Below are 20,746 nucleotides of genomic sequence, written 5' to 3'. Positions count from 1 at the left end.
ACAACGACCGCGGAGTCTGAAGAGTGAATAAGTCGGAGGGGTGAAACGGGAATGAAGTTTTGGTGACATCGCCGCAGCAAACGTGCGGGTGCGGGCATGGGCTGCAAAAGCGATGACCTGCATAGCCCACGAGGGTGTGAGGCACACCCTGGAGTCGCAAGAAAAAAGGGGCCGTTGGGCCCCTTGTTTTATTTGTGGCGGAAGACGATGGCCTCGAGCTGCAAGCTACGTATTTTTTTGGCCGCAGCGTCGGCCTTGGCCTTGGTGGGGAAGGCGCCCACGCGCACACGGGTGAGCTTGCCCACATTGGTTTCCAGCAATTCGGTGTAGGCAGGCAAACCTGCTTTCTCCAGTTTCTGAAAGGCATTGCTGCCATTGCTGGGCACCGCAAACAAACCAACGTTGATGTAGTAGCCCCGCTCCATCTTCACAGGGCCTGCAGGCTTGACCGGTGCAACCGGTGCAGGCTCTGGCGGCAGGCTGGCCATGGGCGCCACGTCAGCCTTGGCAGGCTCCATCACCGGGCTGCTGGTCACCACAGGCGCAGTCTCCACGGGGGCCGATGCGGCTGCGCTGGGGGCACTGGCGGCGGGCTGGGTACTGGTGTCCGCTGCGACGGGCTCGGTGTCGCCCCAGAAGGTCAGGGCTTTGGGCCAGATGGCACAACCTGATAACAACACTACACAGGCCGCCGAGGCACCCGCCAAGTGGAGCTTGCGGAAAGTGGAGGTGCGGTATGAGGTTATCGACAGAGTGGACATGGGTCAGTGCTTTCTGTTCTGGGCTGCAGCGCACGGCCGCGCTGGCATCAGCCCCAAAATGTACCGCAAGCACGGGCCGGTGCGAGCGCACACTGACTTGGAAACAACACCCTACAGGAAGCGGTCCAGGATTTTTTTGCTGTGCGTGTCCAGCGCGAACTGGTCGCGCACCAGGTACTGGATGCCGTGCGCATCAGCGATCAGCAGGCCGTTGTTCTTGCCAATGCGGCGTATGTCCTCGTCCCCGCGCAACACGAATTCGGTGTTGCCACGGTCCGTCTCTACCGCCCAGGTACAAGGCGTGGAATAGCTGGTGACCGACACAATGCGCGCAATCTCCGGCATGAACTCACGGGTGGTGAGCTCTGCGCGAATCAGGTCCTGCGCGGGCTGGGGCACATCGGCCAGTTGGTCCACCCAGGCCACTTCCTTGCCGTCGGTGTTGACCAGCGAAATGCCATCATCCGGCGACTGGATAGGGAATGCACGCACCGGAACCACGCCCTCGAAGCGCTCACCGGCTTCGTTGGTCAGCACCAGTTTTCCAAACGGGGTGCGCTCCAGCGCAAAACGGCTGGCCGTCACCGTGTACAGGGCGCTCATGCCGACTCCTCCAGCATTGTGTTGTTACGGGCCTGGGCTTGGTAGAGGTTGTAATACGCGCCCTCGGCGGCCATCAACGCGTCGTGCGTCCCCTCCTCCACCACCTTGCCCCGGTCCAGCACCACCAGGCGGTCGGCTCGGTGCAACGTGGACAGGCGGTGGGCGATGGCGATGGTGGTGCGGCCTTGCACTAGGTTTTCCAACGCCCTCTGGATTTCCTTCTCGGTCTCGGAATCCACCGAGGAAGTGGCCTCGTCGAGGATCAGGATGCGCGGGTCAATCAGCAGCGCGCGCGCAATCGAGATGCGCTGACGCTCGCCACCCGAAAGACCCTGGCCGCGCTCGCCGACCATGGAGTCATAGCCTTGGGGCAGGCGCAGGATGAACTCATGCGCATGGGCTGCGCGGGCGGCGGCGATGATCTCGGCGCGCGTGGCGTCGGGCTTGCCGTAGGCGATGTTGTCCGCAATGGTGCCGAAGAAGAGGAAAGGCTCCTGCAGTACCAAACCGATGTTCTGGCGGTAGTCGGAGATGGCGTAGGAGCGGATGTCCACCCCGTCGACCAGGATGGCCCCCTCGGACACATCGTAGAAACGGCAAATCAGGTTGACCAGCGTGCTTTTGCCCGAGCCGCTGTGGCCCACCAGGCCCACCATCTCGCCGGGCGCGATCTTCAGGCAGATGCCGCGGTTGACCTCGCGGTTGCCATAGCGAAAGCCCACATCGCGCACCTCAATGCTGCCTTGCACCTTGCCCATGGGGACGGGCTTGGCGGGTTCGGGCACGCTGGAGACGTGGTCCAGGATGTCGAAGATGCGCTTGGCGGCCGAGGCCGATTTCTGTGTGACCGAGACGATGCGGCTCATGGAGTCGAGCCGGCCATAGAAGCGACTGATATAGGCAATAAAGGCCGTCAACACGCCCACCGTGATCTCGCCCCGCGAGACCTGCCAGATGCCAAAAGCCCACACCACCAACAAGCCCAGTTCGGTCAAAAAGGACACGCTGGGCGAGAACAGCGACCAGATCTTGTTGATGCGGTCGTTCACTGCCAGGTTGTGCTTGTTGGCCTCGCGGAAGCGCGTAGCCTCCCGTTTTTCCTGCGCAAAGGCCTTGACCACACGCACACCGGGGATGGTGTCGGCCAGCACATTGGTCACTTCGCCCCAGACGCGGTCAATTTTTTCGAAGCCGGTGCGCAGGCGGTCGCGCACAAAGTGGATCATCCAGGCAATAAAGGGGAGCGGCACCAGGGTCACCAACGCCAGCCAGGGATTGATCGAAAACAGAATGACCGCGGTCATGGTGAGCATGATCACGTCGGTGGCAAAGTCCAGCAGGTGCAGGGACAGGAACACACAGATGCGGTCACTCTCACTGCCAATGCGCGACATCAGGTCGCCCGTGCGCTTGCCGCCAAAGTATTCCAGCGAGAGACGCAGCAAGTGTTCGTAGGTCGTGGTGCGCAGGTCGGCACCAATGCGTTCGGACACCAGCGCCAAGATGTAAGTCTTGGCCCAGCTCAAGACCCAGGCCAGCACCGCCGAGCCCAGCAACCCTCCCATGTACAGCGCCACCAGCATGGGATCGATGGTTTGCCCGTTCTGGAACGGGATCAGCACATTGTCCATGAGTGGCATGGTCAGGTAAGGCGGCACCAGACTGGCAGCCGTGCCCAGCAAGGTGAGGACAAAGCCCAACAACAATTGGCCTTGGTAAGGCTTGGCAAAGCGCCACAGGCGAAACAGGGTCCAGGTGCTAGGTGGTGTATGAACCACTTTGGTACAGACGGGACACTCTTCCTGCTCCGGCTCCAGCGGCGCTTTGCAGCTGGGGCAAACCTGGGTAGGCGCCTGCACCAGCGGACGGCCCGACACGGTGCTTTCCAGTTGTGCCTGAAACTGGTCTACCAGGCGCAGCGCGTGCAGGTTTTGACCCAATGTGAAACGCCAAGTCGCCAGCTGGCCACTGGCATCTTGCAAATCAAGATGGCCCACACCTGCGTGGTCATGGTGGTGCAAGCTCTGGCCAGCCTGCAATGGCCAGGAGCGCCACGGTGCGCCGGGGCCAGACTGGCTCAGCAAACGCTGGCTGGTCACCAGCACCAAGCCTTTGACAAAGCGCAGCTGCGTATCTAGGTCAACCTCCAGCGAGGCCAATACGTTCTCTCGGGGGTGCAGCTGCTGCTGCACAGTGGCCCGCCATTGCGGAGCGAGCTCTCCGGGCAGCACAGAAACAGCAAGGGCGTCAGGGGTCATCTACTTCTAGGGAAAAGGTTTAACTCGGGATTTTGCGTCATCTGCGCGCCAAGGCGCCGAGAACAAATCCGTTACACAACACGGGGGCTGAGCGAAAATACATAACGCGCGCCGCGTCACAATGGTGCACCGCCCCACCTCATACAGCCATGACAGCCAAGAAAAACATCGACATTCTCCGGGTAACCTACTTGCGCGGTCCCAATATCTGGACGTACCGCCCCGTCATCGAGGCCTGGCTGGACATTGGCAGCCTGGAAGACCACCCCTCGAACACCCTGCCCGGCTTTTACGAACGGCTGACCGGCTGGCTGCCGGGCCTGATCGAACACAAATGCAGCCCGGGCGTGCGCGGCGGTTTTTTGCAGCGCCTGCAGGAAGGTACTTGGGCCGCCCATATCGTGGAGCATGTCACGCTGGAAATCCAGAACCTGGCTGGCATGCAAACCAGCTTTGGCAAAGCCCGCCAGACCTCCCAGCGCGGCGTGTACAAGGTGGCCTTCCGCACCCGGCAGGAGCAGGTTGGGCGGGCGGCCTTGGTGGTGGCCCGGGATTTGGTCGTCGCCGCTATCAACAACACCCCCTACGACCTCGAAGCACAACTCACGGTGCTGCGCGAGATGGTGGATTCGCTGTGCCTGGGGCCAAGCACCTCCAACATCGTGGATGCGGCCACTGACCGCAGCATTCCCCACATCCGCCTGACCGAGGGCAACTTGGTGCAACTGGGTTACGGCATTGCCCAGCGCCGCATCTGGACCGCCGAGACCGACCAGACCAGCGCCATTGCCGAAGAAATTGCGAGCGACAAGGACCTGACCAAAAGCTTGCTCAAGGCCTGCGGTGTGCCGGTGCCGGAGGGCACACTCGTCAACTCCCCTGAAGCTGCATGGGAAGCGGCCCAGGACATCGGTTTGCCTGTGGCCATCAAGCCGTATGACGGCAACCATGGCCGTGGCGTCACGCTGGACCTGTCGGACCAAGCCAGTGTGGAAACAGCCTTCTATGTGGCCAAGGAACAAAGTGGCGGCAGCGTCATCGTCGAGCAGTTCATTCCAGGCAACGAACACCGATTGCTGGTGGTAGGCAAGCGGGTCGTGGCTGCGGCCCGGGGCGAATCGGCCTGGGTCGTCGGTGATGGCCAATCCACCGTCACGGCCCTGGTCAATGCCCAAATCAATACCGACCCGCGCCGGGGGGAGGCCGAAGAACTTCCGCTGTCGCCCATCGAACCGGAGAAAAGCCCCGAAGTGCAGCTGGAGCTGCGCCGCGCCGGGCTGACCCCCGACAGCGTGCCTGCTGCCGGCCGCAGGGTGCTGATTCAGCGCAACGGCAATGTGGCCTGGGATGTGACGGACGAAGTCCACCCCACGGTCGCCGCCGCCGCTGCACTGGCCGCCCGCGTGGTGGGCCTGGATATTGCTGGCATCGACATGGTCCTGGACGATTGCAGCCGCCCCCTGAAAGCCCAGCGTGGCGCTGTGATTGAGGTGAATGCCAGCCCCGGCCTGCTGTTCCACATCAAACCAGCCATAGGCACCCCTCGCAATGTGGGCAAGGCCATTGTCGAACACCTGTTTGAACCGCAGGCAGATGGTCGCATTCCCGTCATCGGCATCACTGGCACCCAAAATACCGGTCGCCTGGCGCGCTTGGTGGCTTGGCTGGTGCACATCAGCGGCCGCCATGTGGGCCTGGCCTGCAGCGAAGGCCTGTACCTCGATGGCCGCCGCGTGGTTGCTACCGACTGTGCCCGCTGGGAGCCTAGTCAGCGCCTGCTGATTAACCGCTCGGTGCAGGCTGCCGTATTTGAAAACAGCAGCGCCATGATATTGGGTGAAGGCCTGGCCTACGACCGCTGTGCCGTGGGCGTGGTCACCAATGTGGGCTGGACTGAGGACCTCCAGCAGTACGACATTCAGGACGCTGAGCAAGCCTTCAAGGTCACCCGCACCCAAGTGGACGTTGTGCTGCCCAGCGGCACTGCCGTGCTCAATGCTAGCGACCCGCAGGTGGTGGAGCTGGCGGAGTTGTGCGACGGCAAGGTCATTTTTTATGCCCCCGATGCACAACACCCGACCCTGGTGGCACATCGGGCTGCTGGTGAAAAAGTGGTGTTTGTCCGCAACGGCGAAGTCGTGCTGGCCCAGCAGGCCGAAGAGATCGCCCTGTTGCCGCTGAACACCCTGAACCCGGTGAAAGCTGCCCAGCCCGAACTGGTGATGGCCGCCGTGGCCGCCGCATGGGCGCTGAACATACCGGTCGAGCTGATTGCAGCCGGACTGCGCACCTTCGATTCCAACCCCAAGAAAACTCCCTACTGAGCCCTCCATGCAAGTGAACCGCATCCGCGCCCTGCGCGGCCCCAATTTGTGGACCCACCACACGGCCATCCAAACCGTGGTGGAGTGCAGCGCTGACGAGTGCAACATTGCAGCTTTGCCAGGGTTTGAGACCCGCTTGCGCGCACGTTTCCCCGAGATAAGCCCCTTCCAGGCCACAGGCCACGATGACCACGTCCCGATGGCGCGCGTATTGGAACTGGCCACATTGGGCTTGCAAGCCCAAGCCGGTTGCCCGGTGACCTTCAGCTGCACCACCCCCACAGTGGAGCAGCATGTGTTCCAGGTGGTGGTGGAGTACAGCGAAGAAGAAGTGGGCAAGCTGGCTTTGGAATTGGCCCAGCAACTCTGTGTGGCGGCCCTGAACGACACCCCATTCGATCTCCCAGCCGCACTGGAACAGCTGCGCGAACTCGACGAGGACGTCCGCTTGGGCCCCAGCACCGGCTCCATCGTGGACGCGGCTGTGGCACGCGGTATTCCCTACAGCCGCATGACCGAAGGCAGCATGGTGCGCCTGGGTTGGGGTAGCAAACAGCGCCGCATTCAGGCTGCAGAGATGGATGCCACCAGCGCCATTGCAGAAGCGATCGCACAAGACAAGGAACTGACCAAGAAGCTGCTGGCAGCCGCTGGTGTGCCCGTGCCCGAAGGCCGAGCAGTGTCGGATGCCGACGACGCCTGGAAAGCTGCACAAGACATCGGCTTGCCGGTGGTGGTCAAGCCTCTGGATGGCAACCAGGGCAAGGGCGTAACGGTCAACATCAGCTCCGAGGCCCAGTTGCGCAAGGCGTATGCCACTGCGCGGGAGTTCCGCGATGACATCCTGGTCGAACGTTTCATGCCAGGCAACGACTTCCGCCTGCTGGTGATCGGGGACAAGCTGGTCGCAGCGGCCCGGCGTGACCCGCCCAAAGTGGTGGGTGACGGCGTGCACACGATTGCCCAGCTGGTGGAGCAGGTCAACCAGGACCCACGCCGCGGCTCCGGCCACGCCACCTCGCTGACCAAGATCCGCTTTGACGATATTGCCCACGCCTGCCTGGCCACCCAGGGCCTGACCGCCGACTCCGTGCCCGAAAAAGGCCAACGGGTGAACCTGCGCAACAACGCCAACCTGTCCACCGGCGGCTCCGCCACCGATGTCACCGACGATGTGCACCCCGAAGTAGCGGCCCGCGCCATTGCGGCGGCACACATGGTGGGTCTGGACATTTGTGGTGTGGACGTGGTGAGCGACAGCATCTTGCAACCGCTGGAAGAACAAGGCGGTGGCATTGTGGAAGTGAACGCGGCGCCCGGTCTGCGCATGCACCTCTCGCCCTCCTTCGGCAAGGGCCGTGCTGTGGGCGAGGCCATCATCTCCAGCATGTTCAAGAAGGGGCAGGACGGCCGTATCCCCATCGTGGCGGTGACCGGAACCAACGGCAAAACCACCACCGTGCGCCTGATCTCGCACTTGCTGACGCAAAGCGGGCTGCGCGTGGGCATGACCAATACCGATGGCGTCTACGTCAATGGTGAGACCATTGACACCGGCGACTGCAGCGGCCCCAAGAGCGCACGCAGCGTGCTACTACACCCGGATGTGGATGCCGCCGTGCTGGAAACCGCGCGTGGCGGCGTGCTGCGCGAAGGCTTGGCCTTTGACCGCTGCGATGTGGCCGTGGTCACCAACGTAGGTAGCGGCGACCACCTGGGCCTGAACTACATCACCACGGTGAATGAACTGGCTGTACTCAAGCGCGTTATCGTGCAGAACGTGGCCACCACCGGCACCGCCGTGCTCAACGCGGCGGACCCCATCGTGGCTGCGATGGCAGCCAAATGCAAAGGCGCAGTGACCTTCTTTGCTGCCGACAAGAACCATCCAGTCATGGCCACCCACCGTGCGCAGGGCCATGCGGTGGTGTTTGTGGAAGGCGGTCACCTGATTGCTGCCAAGGGCGAGCTGCTGCAGTCCATTCCGCTGGCCGATGTGCCCATCACCCTGGGCGGCACCATTGGTTTCCAGGTCGAGAACGTGATGGCCAGCGTGGCTGCCGCCTGGGCCTTGGGCCAAGACTGGGCAACCATCCGCCAAGGCCTGGCCAACTTCTCGAACGACAGCCACAACGCAGCCGGCCGCTTCAACCTGTTCAACTACCGCGGTGCCACCGTGATTGCCGACTATGGCCACAACCCCGATGCCATGCTGGCGCTGGTGCAGGCGGTGCAGGCCATGCCCGCTACGCGCCGGGCCGTGGTCATCAGCGGCGCGGGCGACCGGCGCGATCAGGACATCCGCCAGCAAACCGAAATCCTGGGCGATGCCTTTGATGAAGTGGTGATGTTCGAAGACCAGTGCCAGCGGGGGCGCAACGATGGCGAGGTGATTGCCTTGCTGCGTGAAGGACTGGCCAATGCCAAGCGCACCGTCAAGCGCTCCGAGGTGTTTGGCGAGTTTTTGGCGATCGACACCGCCATGGACCAGCTCCAGCCCGGCGAGCTGTGCTTGGTGCTGGTGGACCAGGTGGAAGAAGCCATGGCCCACATTGCGGCCAAGGTGCAAAAAGGCTAGGCGCCTTCGACGGTGGGCTCCCGGCCCATCAGAGTGGTGACCGCCTGCACAGGGCTGAGTCGACCGTCCAGCAGATCCACCACCCCCTGGGTGATGGGCATGGACACCCCGAGGTGCTGGGCCCGCTGCAGCACGGTGCGCGCGCTGTACACGCCTTCAGCCACATGGCCCAAAGCCTGCACGGCTTGCGCCAGCGTCTGCCCCTGGGCCAGTGCGAGTCCCACCTTGCGGTTGCGTGACAAATCGCCGGTGGCGGTGAGCACCAGATCGCCCAGACCGCTCAGTCCCATAAAGGTCTCAGGCTTGGCCCCGAGGGCCAGGCCCAAGCGGGTGATTTCGGCCAAGCCACGCGTGACCAGCGCCGCACGGGCGTTCAGGCCCAGCTGCAATCCGTCACACAGGCCAGTGGCAATGGCGAGCACGTTTTTCACGGCACCGCCCACTTCCACGCCAATCACATCGTCATTCGCGTAAACACGCAAGGAGTTGCCATGGAACGCAGCGACCAATGCCTCGCGCACATTCGCATGTGCACTGGCGGCAACCAAGGCCGTGGGCTGGCCAGCCGCCACTTCTTGCGCAAAACTGGGGCCGCTGAGTACGCCAGCCTGCAACTGCGGGGCCGCTTGGACCTGTACCTCATGGCCTAGCAAGCCGTAGGCGCCTTGCACCGAGGACTCAAAACCTTTGCACAGCCATGCCACGGGCGCGGACAGACCTTGCAGCTGGTTCAGCATGCCGCGCAATGCGGCCATGGGGGTGGCCACAACGACCAAGTCATTGGCGTGTACCGCTGCCACCAAACTATCCAGAGGCTGGGCACTGAGTTGCAATGTGGGAGGCAATGCCTGTGCCGGCAGGTAGCGAGCGTTTTCACGCTGGGCCGCCATGTCTGCCACCAGCGCAGCGTCACGCGCCCAGAGCGTAACGGTGCGCCCTACCAAAGGCACCCGTGCCGCACTGATGGCCAGCGCAGTACCCCAGGCACCGGCACCCAACACTATGATATTCATAGCTGTTTGCGCAATATCCATGCGGCTTAGAGGCCAAAATGACCCCTAAACACGCTTACTGGGGCAGGCTGCCAGCAGTGTCCGCTTGTTGCTGTTCGTACATCGCCTGGAAGTTGATTTCCGACAGATGCACGGGCGGGAAGCCACCACGCTGAATCAGGTCTGCCACGTTGCCGCGCAGATAGGGGTAGACGATTTGCGGGCAGGCGATGCCCATGATCTGGCCCAGTTGTTCTTGGGGCAGGTTGCGGATTTCGAAAATGCCAGCTTGTTTGGCTTCCACCAGGAATACGGTCTTGTCTTCGATCTTGGTGGTTACGGTGGCGGTCACGCAAACTTCAAACACGCCATCGGCCACAGGAGCAGCTTCCACGCCCAGTTGGATGTCCACAGAGGGTTGCTCTTGTTGCAAGAGGATGGCGGGCGAATTGGGTTGCTCCAGCGAGGCCTCTTTCAGGTACACGCGTTGGATTTGGAAAACGGGATCTTGGTCAGCCATAGCAATAGTCTCTCTAGATAAACAGAAGCCCGCCGGCACAACACCGACGGGCTACGAAAACAACATTCGTTGGGCGGAATTATGTCAGGCCGCCGCGCCCAGCAAGGGAAGCAAGCCGCCCCGGCTGTCCAGGGCCATCAGGTCGTCGCAGCCGCCGACATGGGTGTCACCGATAAAAATCTGAGGCACGGTGCGTCGGCCGGTGATTTCCATCATCTTGGCGCGCTCTTCGGGGTGGGCATCAATCCGGATTTCCTCGATGGTCTCTACGCCTTTTGACTTGAGAATACGCTTGGCCTGCACGCAGTAGGGGCAGACGGCGGTGGTGTACATCTTGACGGCTTGCATGGTTCTTACCTCGGGTTCAGCAGGCCTACTCAGGCCTTTTCAACCGGAAGCGTAGCGGCTTTCCAGGCTTTGAGCCCGCCCGCCAGCGATTGGGCCTGCTCATAGCCCAGTTTTTTGGCAGTGGCCACGGCACGCGCCGAGCGAGCACCGCTCTGACAGACCAGCACCAGAGGCAAGGCCTTGTTCTTCACCAAACCCGGCAACTTGGCTTCCAGGTCTGCCAGAGGAACGTTCTTGGAGCCCACAATGTGACCCTGCGCATACTCTTCCGGCTGGCAGACATCCACCACCACCGCCTTCTCGCGGTTGATCAGCTGCACCACTGCATTGGGATCAATGCCCACCGCCGTGGCACCTTGCAACACAGGCCACAGCAACAGCGCGCCGGAGAGCAATGCAATCGAAATCAGAGGCCAGTTGTCGAGAATAAATTTCACTTTGTTCCTTGTTGGTTACTTCACACTAACCCGGCATTTTAGAATGGCAAGCTGTACGCCGCCGGGCACGCTGCCCGGTTTTCCCTACCGTTTAGCCACCCATACCATGTACAAACTCGTTCTCGTACGCCACGGCGAATCCACTTGGAACCTTGAAAACCGCTTCACCGGCTGGACCGATGTGGACCTGACCCCGCTGGGCGTGGAGCAGGCCAAAACCGCCGGCAAGCTGCTCAAGGCCGAGGGCTACGAGTTCGACGTGGCCTACACCAGCGTGCTCAAGCGCGCCACCCGCACCCTGTGGCACACGCTGGACGAAATGGACCGGACCTGGCTGCCCGTAGTTCACAGCTGGCGCCTGAACGAGCGCCACTACGGCGCCCTGCAAGGCCTGAACAAGGCAGAGACAGCGAAACAATACGGCGACGACCAGGTGCTGGTATGGCGCCGCAGCTACGACACCCCGCCACCCGCATTGGAAGCGACAGACCCGCGCAGCGAGCGCTCGGACATTCGCTACGCCAAGCTACAGGCCGACCAGATCCCCCTGACCGAGTGTCTGAAAGACACTGTGGCCCGCGTTCTGCCCTTCTGGAACGAAGCCATGGCGCCCGCCATCCTGGCCGGCAAGCGCATCGTCGTAGCCGCCCACGGCAACTCCATCCGTGCGCTGATCAAGTACCTGGACAACATCTCCGACGATGACATCGTGGGTGTGAACATCCCCAATGGCATCCCGCTGGTCTACGAACTGGATGCGAACCTCAAACCGATCCGCCACTACTACCTGGGTGACGCCGAAGCCGCAGCTAAGGCTGCGGCAGCGGTAGCCTCCCAAGGCAAGGCCTAAGCTGACGCAACCTGCCCCACTGAAATAGTGGGGCAGCTAGGGAACCGGGGCGAAAGAGTGACCTCCAAGGTGTATATTGGCGCGGCACAGGAATACTTATGGGTCACAAACTGAAAATTACCGGCTGGATTGCTTTGGGCGCACTGGCCGGGGCACTAACTACCGTGTCGCTGCAAACCGTAGCGCGCAATACCTTGACCCCCTTGCCCCTCGAAGAGCTGCAACAGCTCGCCGCAGTCTTTGGCATGGTCAAGAGTGACTATGTGGAGCCAGTGGATGAGAAAAAACTCATCACAGACGCCATCTCCGGCATGGTGGCCAGCCTGGACCCGCACTCCCAGTATTTCGACAAGAAATCGTTCAAGGAATTCCGCGAAGGCACTTCCGGGAAATTCGTCGGCGTAGGCATTGAAATCACCCAGGAAGACGGTCTGGTCAAGATCGTGTCGCCCATCGAGGGCTCACCGGCCTTCCGCGCCGGCCTCAAGACCAATGACCTGATCACCAAGATCGATGACACCGCAGTCAAAGGCCTGTCGCTCAATGACGCCGTCAAGCGCATGCGGGGCGAGCCCAACACCAAGGTGCTGCTGACCATTTACCGCAAGGATGAGAACCGCACCTTCCCGGTGACCATCACGCGCGAAGAAATCAAACAGCAATCGGTACGCGGCAAGCTCATTGAACCTGGGTACGCCTGGATTCGCATCAGCCAGTTCCAGGAGCGTACGGTGGATGATTTCGCGAAAAAGCTCGACGAAGTCTACAAACAAGACCCCAAGCTCAAGGGCTTGGTGCTGGACCTGCGAAACGATCCCGGTGGTCTGCTGAATGCGGCGGTAGCCATCTCTGCCGCATTCCTGCCGGAGAACGTGACCGTGGTGTCTACCAATGGCCAGACCCCCGAGAGCAAGCAGGTGCTCAAGGCCACGGCGCGTGATTACATGGGCCGCGACGGATCGGACGCCATCAAGTCCCTGCCAGCCAGCCTGAAGAAAATCCCGCTGATCGTGCTGGTCAACGAAGGTTCGGCCTCGGCCAGCGAAATCGTGGCGGGCGCGCTGCAAGACCACAAACGCGCCACCATCATGGGTAGCCAGACCTTTGGCAAGGGCTCGGTGCAAACCTTCCGTCCTCTGGGCCCTGACACGGGACTCAAAATCACGACCTCGCGCTATTACACCCCCAGTGGACGCTCCATTCAGGCCAAAGGCATCGTGCCTGACGTGATGGTGGACGATACCGAAGAAGGCAGCCCCTACGCAGCTTTGCGCATGCGTGAAGCCGACCTGGAGAAACACTTGACCAGTGGTCAGGGCGAAGAAAAGAAAGACCCCGCACGCGAGAAAGCACGTGAAGAAGCCATGAAACGCCTCGAAGAAGAGTCGCGCAAGCCTGCTTCTGAACGCCGCCCCCCCGAGTTTGGATCGGACAAAGACTTCCAACTGCAACAGGCCCTCAACCAGCTCAAAGGCAAGCCCGTGATAGTGAGCAAAACCCTGACCGAGCGCAAGGAAGAAAGCAAGGACAACTGATCGGCCATGCAGGATGACGCGCTGCTGCGTTATTCGCGGCACATCCTTCTGGATGAGATTGGGATAGAAGGGCAAGAGCGGTTGAACGCCGCCCATGCCCTGGTCATTGGGGCCGGAGGCTTGGGCTCCCCCGCTGCCATGTACCTGGCCTGCGCCGGGGTAGGTCATGTCACCGTGGTGGACCCCGACACCGTAGACCTGACCAACTTGCAGAGGCAGATTGCGCACACCACCGCACGGGTTGGCGAGCCAAAAGTCAGTTCGTTGGCAATGACCCTGCAAGGTCTCAACCCATTGGTACAGGTCACTGCCATCCATGGCAAGGCAGATACAGAAACCTTGCCCGAATGGGTCGCACAGGCAGACGTTGTTCTGGACTGCTGCGACAACTTCAACACCCGCCAAGCGGTGAACGCCGCCTGTGTTGCACAACGCAAGCCACTGGTTTCGGGCGCGGCCATTCGCTTCGACGGCCAGATTAGCGTTTTTGATCCGCGTGCCGACGACACGCCGTGTTATGCCTGCGCATTTCCACCTGGCGATGCGCCCCCAGAGACACAATGCGCCACGATGGGCGTCTTCGCCCCGCTGGTCGGCATCATTGGAGCCACGCAGGCCGCGGAAGCGCTCAAGTTGCTGCTGGGCCTCACTCCCAGTCTGGCGGGGCGGCTGTTGATGCTGGATGGTCGGAACATGGAGTGGAACGAAGTGCGCCTGCCGCGACAAGCCCATTGCCCGGTGTGCGCCGGGCGTTGAAGCGCCGCAGATTGCCCTGCAAGACCGGGCAAATCCTGCCTTCAGCCCCAAAACGACCTGTTAGACTTTCAGTACGCTATTGCGACCCTTTGACACCCTGTGGCCACTAACGCACCTTCTGACCCTGTCGCTCTGCAGCATCTGCGGCTGGACGATGCGCGTGCTTTGCTCCACCACGGTCTGAACCTCAACTTGCCACCGGCTGAAGCCTCGGCCACCGTGCACTTGCAGGCCATCATTGACGGCCTGTGTGAACTGTCCCTCAAGGACCCTCTGACCGGCTTGGCAAATCGCAGACACTTTCGGTCCGTGGTTGACAGGGCCATTGACGTGGTGGCGCGCTCAGGTGAGCCCGCGTTGATGCTGATGATGGACATTGACCATTTCAAAAAAGTCAACGATACCTACGGCCACCAAGCTGGTGATCTCGTGTTGCAGGCGATTGCCAAAACTTTGCTGGGCTGTGTTCGCCCCATGGACACGGTAGCACGCCTGGGCGGCGAAGAGTTTGCCGTGATGCTGCCCAGTTGCCACACCGCCTATGGATCTATCGTGGCCGAACGTATCCGCAAAACCATCGAGAGCTTGCCCATCCAGATCGCACCGGGGCAAAGCATCCAGGTAACGATCAGTGTGGGCGGTGCTTTTGCTCCCGAATGGGTGCGCTCTACCGCGGCGCTGTGGAGCGAACGTGCTGACCAACAGCTCTACCGCGCCAAGGCCGAGGGACGCAACCGCGTGCTGCTGGACCAGCAGCAAGAAGTATTTGTCAGTGCCGAGGAAAAGAATCTTTTGTTCGGTCACTTGTCGCTGGGCGACCCCGCCTGGATCGAAAGCGCCCCCACCGACATGTCGGCCGGGAATAACAATGGCGCCATGCAGAGGGTGTTTTGATGTCTGACGTGCTAAATCCTCCCGAAACCGCTGAAGGCAGCACCGGCGTGCCGCTCAAGCCTTTGGGCAAAGTGGTGGCCGTCACCAGTGGCAAAGGCGGTGTGGGTAAAACCTTTGTCTCGGCCAACCTCGCCGCGGCACTGGCCAAACGCGGCCACCGCGTACTGGTGCTGGATGCTGACCTAGGCCTGGCCAACCTGGACGTGGTGCTGAACCTCTACCCCAAGATCACCTTGCACGACGTATTCACCGGCAAGGCCAAGCTCGAAGAAGCCATCATCCGTGCGCCCGGCGGCTTCTCGGTGTTGCTGGCCGGCTCTGGCATGGTGGAATATTCCCGCCTGACGCCCGAGGTGCGCGACGATTTCTTGCGCATCATGAGTGGTCTGGTGCCGCACTACGACGTGGTGCTGTTGGACACCGGGGCCGGCATTTCTGATGTGGTCTTGTTTGCCGTATCGCTGGCCTCCGAGGTACTCGTGGTTGCCACGCCAGAGCCAACCTCACTCACCGATGCGTACGCCACCATCAAGGTACTGGCCAGCCAGCAAAAGCGCAGCACGATTCGCGTGGTGATCAACCAGACCGCCCGCTTGGGCGACGGCCGTGCCATCACCACCCAGCTGCAGCAAGTGCTGGACCGCTTTGTGACCACCGAAAGTGGCAAGCCGCTGAAATTGCTGCACATGGGCGATATCCCAGCCGACCCTTCGGTGCGCCAGGCCATCATGCGCCGTCAGCTGCTGATGCAAACCATGCCTGGCTGCCCAGCGGCTCTGGCTATCGCCCAGCTGGCCGTGAAGATCGAAGAGACGGTCGCCCCGCGCGCAGCCTGAGCCGTATCAGGAGCGCGCTCAGGCCGTCAAAATCCAACCTTCCAGCGGATCCAGATTCTCAGGCAGACCGTAACACGGATGCCCGCTGTCGGACTGGCCTTGTGCCCAAGCGGCTTGCATCAGACACAACACGGCGTCCAGCGCATCGCCCGTAGCGTCTTGCACCAAGGTATCCCGCTGGGCATGGCTGAGCTTGAGGCGCAGCCCCAAACGGGCGCTGCCCATTTCGAGGCCATGAATAAGGTCCTTGCGCGCGATCAGGCGCTCTGGCGTCTGCTTCGCAGCATCGTCGCTCTTGTAGCTGCGCCCCCCCACCATCTCGCGCGCCAGCAAGGCGGGATAGGCCTCTAGGGCAATACGGCCAGCCTGCGTGCCCGCTGGCAAGGCGGGCTGTACGCCGGGTACATACACCCCAGCATCGAGCAGCCGCGGTACACCGGCATGCAGCATGTAGGCCACGGGCGGATTGACCCACTTCATGGAGGGGCTGGAGGCTGCCGGGCCATCGGTCGCCCGGTGCGCAAACTTGCCACCTATGGGGCGCGCGTCACAGAAAGCCGCAAACTGCGCGCGAATGTCTGCACGTGAGAGACTGGCGTAATGGCGTATACAGGGCTCCCACTCCAGCGGCCAACCCAAGGTTTGCACCAACTCCCGCGGCAGGCCAAAAGGCAAATCGAAGCCGCCAGTCCAGGCCGGGTGCTCCAGCAGCCACGCACTGAAAGCATCCAGCGAGGCCAGTCGCTCCAGCCCTTGCAGCAGCAAGCGACCCCGGTCCATATGCCCGGTAGCCAGCACAATTTGCTTGCGCCGCGACGGGCTGCTGGAGAAATCACACCCAACAAGCAAGCGCATACGTCAGCCCAAGGCCAGGGCCATCACCCCCACCGCAATGCAGGCAGCTCCCAAAAAGCGCGCCACGCGATCCCCCTCCCCCAGCAAATGCCCGCCGAGCAAGGCAGCAAACAGCATGGAGACTTCGCGCGCGGGTGCCACATGGCTCATGGGGGCGACCTGCATGGCATACAGCACCAACACGTAGGAGATGGGGCTGATGATGCCCACGATGAGTGCGTACTTCCACTGCTGAGCCCACAAGACTGCCGCAGCAGGCCGATCCCGCAACACGGGGGGCAGCAAAAAAACCAGACGGACAAAATTGCCGAAGTAATCGATCAGGATAGGGGACAGCAGCAAGACCTTCACCGCATACCCATCAACCACGGTGTAACTGGCAATAAACACCCCCGTGAGCAAGCCGTAGACCATGCCCTTGCGAAGACGCGCACGCTGCTGGGCGTCGTGTGCCTGGCGGAACAAGCCCGGACCACCCGCCACCAGAAACACCCCGCCCACCACGGCCAGGATGCCCAGCACACCCCAGCTGGAAATGTGCTCTCCCAAAAAGAAGATCGCGACCATGGACGAAAGCAACGGCCCAGAGCCCCGTGCCAGCGGGTAGACCACTGTGAGGTCTGCCTTGCGGTAGCCGCGCAACAAGACCACGTAATAGACCACGTGGAGAACGCCGCTGAGTGCCACAAAGCCCCATTCGGTGCGGCCCCAGCCGGGCACCTGCTGCCAGCCCAGCCACAGCCCCAAGGGCGCCCAGAACACCATCATCACCAGCGCCGTGAAACAGGCAAACCGTGCGTCACCTCCCGCCTTCTTGGCCGCGATGTTCCAGCTTGCGTGAATCAGGCCGGCAAAGATGACAAGCGCGAGGGCGGAAAGAGGCATGGTCAATGGGAGGAGCGACGCCCCACCGGGCCGTCCCAAGGAGCAATTGCCCCCTTGAGGGGCAGTGCTCCGCGCAGCGGCGGAGCGTGGGGCCTAATCAGGCCCGACCAATGATGGACGCAGTGGCCATCAACTCTTCGAGCAAAGCCAGGGAGACCTTGCCGGACACCGAGTACGGATCGAGCTCGGGTTTCTCGGCGTACTTGAGCAAGATGTTGGTATTGATCTTGGACATGTTCACCTGGCCCATGGTCCAGCCACCAAAGCGGCGTTCGGTGATTTCCTCGTAGTGCAGCAACACCACGTCCTTGTGGCGCACGTCTTTCTGGATGTGGCCATACAAATCACTGACCGCCATGCGCCCGCCTTCGATGGCCTGCAAGAAAATGCCGCCGCCGTAGCAGAGGATGCCGGTGATGCCGCAGGTGGGGTTGTAGTGGCGTGACTGGGTCAGGATGGCCTCGATGGCCTCTGGATTGGAGTCAATCGCACGGCTGGCGTAGAGCAAACGAACCAACATGGCATTAGCCTTTCCGGGGAATGAGGGACAGGAATTCGCGACGCAAGGTGGGGTCTTTGAGGAACACGCCGCGCATGACCGAGTTGATCATCTTGCTGTCCATGTCCTTCACGCCCCGCCAGGCCATGCAGTAGTGGCTGGCTTCCATCACGATGGCCAGGCCATCGGGCTGGGTTTTTTCCTGGATCAGGTCGGCCAGCTGAACCACGGCCTCTTCTTGAATCTGGGGGCGCCCCATGATCCATTCGGCCAGGCGCGCGTACTTGGACAGTCCAATCACGTTGGTATGCTCATTGGGCATCACGCCGATCCAGATCTTGCCGATGACCGGGCAAAAGTGGTGGCTGCATGCGCTGCGCACCGTGATCGGGCCCACGATCATCAGCTCGTTGAGGTGGCCCACATTGGGAAACTCGGTGATGCTGGGCGCGGGCACGTAGCGGCCGCGGAACACCTCATTGACATACATCTTGGCCACGCGGCGGGCGGTGTTGTCCGTGTTGTGGTCGTTGTCGGTGTCGATCACCAGGCTGCTGAGCACGCCCTTCATCTTCTCTTCCACCTCGTCCAACAGCAGCTCCAACTCGCCAGGTTCAATAAAAGGCGCAATGTTGTCATTGGCGTTGAAACGTTTGCGGGAGGCCTGCAGGCGTTCGCGAATTTTGACGGAAACCGGGGTTCCCTCGTCGGCGTCGGTAGGTTTCATGGCGCTTTATGAGATCAAGAATGAAAGCATGTTACCAGTCTTTGAATAGTAGGGTTTTTGGCTATAAGCCCTTATAAACACTGCGTTAAAAGCTACTTTTTTTGTAGCAAAACTCAATAACGGCGCCCTGCCAGCAGCAAAGTCAGCCGCATCAAGCCATAGGCCAGCCAGTCCAAGGCCCGCTGCTGCCAAGGCCGCCGCCCAAAGTCCTGCGCATCCAGCGGGCGGCTGTGCTGGGCCATGGCCGCCTCCAGGTGCTGCTGAAGCTCTGTGGCAAAGGCGGCATCCTGCACCACCACATTGGCCTCGCGCGCCAGCAGCAGGCTCAGCGGGTCCAGATTGGACGAGCCCACCGTGGCCCACTGCTGGTCCACCACCGCCACCTTGGCGTGCAGAAACCCGCTGGAATATTCGTGGATATCGACCCCCGCCGCCAGCAACAGCCCGAACACAGGGCGTGCTGCGTGGTACTGCATGAAGTACTCGTAGCGTCCCTGCAGCAGCAAACGCACGCGCACACCGCGCCGCGCTGCGTGCACCAAGGCACGCAGCAGCTTGCCGCCAGGCAAAAAATAGGCATTGGCAATCAACACCTCGCGCTGCGCCGTACCCAAAGCCTTGCGGTAAGCCCGTTCGATGCGGGTGCGGTTGCGCACGTTGTCGCGCAGCACCAGTGCCGCCAATGCCCCACCCTGTGCGCCGGACACGTCAGGTGCCTGCAGGCGTGCCATGCTGTGCCACACGGCCCGTGCCGCAGACCACTGGCCCTGCTCCAGTTGGCGCGTGGCCAGCAGCCGGTCCCACAACTGGGCCATGGCGTTGTGCACCTGGGATACCAAGGGCCCATGCACCTGAACGGCAAAGTCAAAGCGGGCCACTTGCTGAGGCCCATGTTGGGGGTCGCTGTAGTCGTCCAGGATGTTGATGCCACCACAAAACGCCACCCTGCCATCCACCACCGCCAGCTTGCGGTGCAGGCGGCGCCAGTGGCTGGGCACCAGTAACCCCAGCCGCCCCAGCGGAGCAAAGCGCAACCAGTGCACCCCGGCCGCGTTCCAGCGCTGCTGCCAGGCCGGCGGCACCTGTGGCGTGCCAATGCCGTCCATCAGCAACGCCACACGCACCCCACGCAGGGCCGCGCGCTCCAGCGCTTGCGCCACACGCTCACCCTCGGCGTCAAAGGCGTAGATATAGGTCTCCAGGCGCACCTCCGTCTGGCTGGTATCGATGGCCGCCACCAGCGCCGGGAAATAGTCCTGCCCGCCCTGCAGCAGCCGCAGTTGATGGCCAGGCACATAGGGCGCGTCGGTCATGGAGCATCGGGCCAGGCAAACTCGGCAATCAAGGGCAGGTGGTCCGACATGCGGCGCCATATCGGCCCGTTCGGCACCGAAAGCCCCACCGGCCGCAAGCCGCGCGCAAACACATGGTCCAACTGCGCCAGCGGCAGGCGCGAGGGGAAGGTCGGCACACGCGCCTGTGCATGGGCGTGCAAACCGACGGACCCCAGTGTGCGATGCACCAGATGGCCCCAGTCATTGAAATCACCCGCCACGACCAGCAGCGCGTCATCGGGCACGCGGCGTGCAATGTAGCGCCGCAGCTGCGCCAGTTGCCGCACCCGGCTGGCCCGGATCAGGCCCAGGTGCACCACAATCACGTGCAGCGACCGGCCCTGCACCTGCATTTCGGCATGCAGCAGGCCACGTTGCTCAAAGCGGTGGTCGGACATGTCCTCATGCTGGTGGTCCAGCACCGGCCAGCGCGACAGCAGCGCGTTGCCATGCTCACCGTGGCGCGTCACGGCGTTGGTGCGGTACACCGCCTCATACCCCTCGGGGGCCAGAAAATCTGCCTGCGGCATCTGCGGCCAACGGGTGAAATACTCCGCTTCCTGCCGATTCACCTTGCGCACCTCTTGCAGGCAAACCACGTCAGCATCGAACTGCTCCACCGCGTGGCCCAGGTTATGGATTTCCAGGCGTTTGTTGAAAATCAGGCCTTGCACGCCCTTGTGGATGTTGTAGGTGGCAATGCGCAAGTGTTGCATGGTCTGTAACTCGCTTCCAAAATGATAGCTGCTTGCGC

General features: G+C 62.0%; 20 protein-coding genes. 7 read left to right on the top strand and 13 right to left on the bottom strand.

The genetic code is table 11. The annotated features are described in order from the left end of the window. Positions 1-188: 188 nt before the first annotated feature. The 3 genes from CHU94_RS18745 to CHU94_RS18735 all read right to left on the bottom strand — a co-directional run bounded on the left by CHU94_RS18745 (position 189) and on the right by CHU94_RS18735 (position 3,622). The gene (locus tag CHU94_RS18745) at positions 189-761 is read right to left on the bottom strand and encodes an SPOR domain-containing protein (protein ID WP_094482658.1); all 573 of its coding nucleotides are present in this window, start codon (positions 759-761) and stop codon (positions 189-191) included. Positions 762-872: 111 nt separating this feature from the next. Then, positions 873-1,364, bottom strand: a complete 492-nt coding sequence (locus CHU94_RS18740; RefSeq protein ID WP_094482656.1) for a DUF1854 domain-containing protein — start codon at positions 1,362-1,364, stop codon at positions 873-875. Continuing rightward, positions 1,361-3,622: an ABC transporter ATP-binding protein gene (locus CHU94_RS18735; RefSeq protein ID WP_094482654.1), complete on the bottom strand. Its 2,262-nt coding sequence runs from the start codon at positions 3,620-3,622 to the stop codon at positions 1,361-1,363. Before CHU94_RS18735 ends, CHU94_RS18740 begins: the two co-directional genes overlap by 4 nt. Before the next feature lie 149 nt (positions 3,623-3,771). On the opposite strand from CHU94_RS18735, the gene cphA (CHU94_RS18730) reads away from it, so the two are divergent. Next, positions 3,772-5,946 (top strand): cyanophycin synthetase, encoded by a 2,175-nt coding sequence (gene cphA / locus CHU94_RS18730; RefSeq protein ID WP_094482652.1) that lies wholly within the window; start codon positions 3,772-3,774, stop codon positions 5,944-5,946. A gap of 7 nt (positions 5,947-5,953) precedes the next feature. Beyond that, positions 5,954-8,524: a cyanophycin synthetase gene (gene cphA, locus CHU94_RS18725; protein WP_094482650.1), complete on the top strand. Its 2,571-nt coding sequence runs from the start codon at positions 5,954-5,956 to the stop codon at positions 8,522-8,524. On the opposite strand, the gene CHU94_RS18720 is transcribed toward cphA (CHU94_RS18725), so the two are convergent. The 4 genes from CHU94_RS18720 to CHU94_RS18705 form a co-directional block, all read right to left on the bottom strand. Then, positions 8,521-9,537 carry an NAD(P)H-dependent glycerol-3-phosphate dehydrogenase gene (locus CHU94_RS18720; protein ID WP_094482915.1) on the bottom strand — a complete coding sequence of 339 codons (1,017 nt, stop codon included), beginning with the start codon at positions 9,535-9,537 and terminating at the stop codon, positions 8,521-8,523. The two genes, cphA (CHU94_RS18725) and CHU94_RS18720, sit on opposite strands and share 4 nt — an antisense overlap. 55 nt (positions 9,538-9,592) lie before the next feature. Continuing rightward, a complete protein-coding gene (secB, locus tag CHU94_RS18715) occupies positions 9,593-10,036 on the bottom strand; it encodes a protein-export chaperone SecB (protein ID WP_094482648.1) in 444 nt (147 codons plus the stop codon). Between the two features lie 84 nt (positions 10,037-10,120). Further along, a complete protein-coding gene (gene grxC, locus CHU94_RS18710; protein ID WP_094482646.1) occupies positions 10,121-10,384 on the bottom strand; it encodes a glutaredoxin 3 in 264 nt (87 codons plus the stop codon). Positions 10,385-10,413: 29 nt separating this feature from the next. Then, the gene (locus CHU94_RS18705; RefSeq protein ID WP_094482644.1) at positions 10,414-10,821 is read right to left on the bottom strand and encodes a rhodanese-like domain-containing protein; all 408 of its coding nucleotides are present in this window, start codon (positions 10,819-10,821) and stop codon (positions 10,414-10,416) included. Positions 10,822-10,927: 106 nt separating this feature from the next. Between CHU94_RS18705 and gpmA the strand changes: the two genes are divergently transcribed. The 5 genes from gpmA (at position 10,928) to CHU94_RS18680 (ending at position 15,692) form a co-directional block, all read left to right on the top strand. Next, a complete protein-coding gene (gene gpmA / locus CHU94_RS18700; RefSeq protein ID WP_094482913.1) occupies positions 10,928-11,671 on the top strand; it encodes a 2,3-diphosphoglycerate-dependent phosphoglycerate mutase in 744 nt (247 codons plus the stop codon). 98 nt (positions 11,672-11,769) lie between these two features. Continuing rightward, complete coding sequence (locus CHU94_RS18695; protein ID WP_094482642.1) at positions 11,770-13,206, top strand: S41 family peptidase; 1,437 nt, start codon at positions 11,770-11,772, stop codon at positions 13,204-13,206. Positions 13,207-13,212: 6 nt separating this feature from the next. Further along, positions 13,213-13,962 (top strand): molybdopterin-synthase adenylyltransferase MoeB, encoded by a 750-nt coding sequence (locus CHU94_RS18690; RefSeq protein ID WP_094482640.1) that lies wholly within the window; start codon positions 13,213-13,215, stop codon positions 13,960-13,962. A 99-nt stretch (positions 13,963-14,061) separates the two neighbouring features. Continuing rightward, positions 14,062-14,856, top strand: coding sequence for a GGDEF domain-containing protein (locus CHU94_RS18685; protein ID WP_094482638.1), 795 nt, complete (start codon positions 14,062-14,064; stop codon positions 14,854-14,856). Further along, positions 14,856-15,692 (top strand): MinD/ParA family protein, encoded by an 837-nt coding sequence (locus tag CHU94_RS18680; protein WP_094482636.1) that lies wholly within the window; start codon positions 14,856-14,858, stop codon positions 15,690-15,692. The genes CHU94_RS18685 and CHU94_RS18680 overlap by 1 nt, the downstream gene beginning before the upstream one ends. Before the next feature lie 18 nt (positions 15,693-15,710). On the opposite strand, the gene CHU94_RS18675 is transcribed toward CHU94_RS18680, so the two are convergent. The 6 genes from CHU94_RS18675 to CHU94_RS18650 all read right to left on the bottom strand — a co-directional run bounded on the left by CHU94_RS18675 (position 15,711) and on the right by CHU94_RS18650 (position 20,708). Next, positions 15,711-16,547, bottom strand: a complete 837-nt coding sequence (locus CHU94_RS18675) for a DUF429 domain-containing protein (RefSeq protein WP_094482634.1) — start codon at positions 16,545-16,547, stop codon at positions 15,711-15,713. A 3-nt stretch (positions 16,548-16,550) separates the two neighbouring features. After that, complete coding sequence (locus CHU94_RS18670) at positions 16,551-17,432, bottom strand: EamA family transporter (protein ID WP_094482632.1); 882 nt, start codon at positions 17,430-17,432, stop codon at positions 16,551-16,553. A 97-nt stretch (positions 17,433-17,529) separates the two neighbouring features. Continuing rightward, complete coding sequence (locus tag CHU94_RS18665) at positions 17,530-17,952, bottom strand: BLUF domain-containing protein (RefSeq protein WP_094482630.1); 423 nt, start codon at positions 17,950-17,952, stop codon at positions 17,530-17,532. A gap of 4 nt (positions 17,953-17,956) precedes the next feature. Then, positions 17,957-18,658 carry a GTP cyclohydrolase I gene (gene folE / locus CHU94_RS18660; protein ID WP_094482628.1) on the bottom strand — a complete coding sequence of 234 codons (702 nt, stop codon included), beginning with the start codon at positions 18,656-18,658 and terminating at the stop codon, positions 17,957-17,959. Between the two features lie 113 nt (positions 18,659-18,771). Next, the gene (clsB, locus tag CHU94_RS18655; RefSeq protein WP_255034037.1) at positions 18,772-19,971 is read right to left on the bottom strand and encodes a cardiolipin synthase ClsB; all 1,200 of its coding nucleotides are present in this window, start codon (positions 19,969-19,971) and stop codon (positions 18,772-18,774) included. Beyond that, on the bottom strand, positions 19,968-20,708 hold the full coding sequence (locus tag CHU94_RS18650) for an endonuclease/exonuclease/phosphatase family protein (RefSeq protein ID WP_094482911.1): 741 nt from the start codon (positions 20,706-20,708) through the stop codon (positions 19,968-19,970). Before CHU94_RS18650 ends, clsB begins: the two co-directional genes overlap by 4 nt. Positions 20,709-20,746: the final 38 nt, after the last annotated feature.

The organism is Rhodoferax sp. TH121, assembly GCF_002251855.1.
Taxonomy (GTDB): domain Bacteria; phylum Pseudomonadota; class Gammaproteobacteria; order Burkholderiales; family Burkholderiaceae_C; genus Allorhodoferax.
This window is presented reverse-complemented; position numbering and strand designations above follow the sequence as displayed.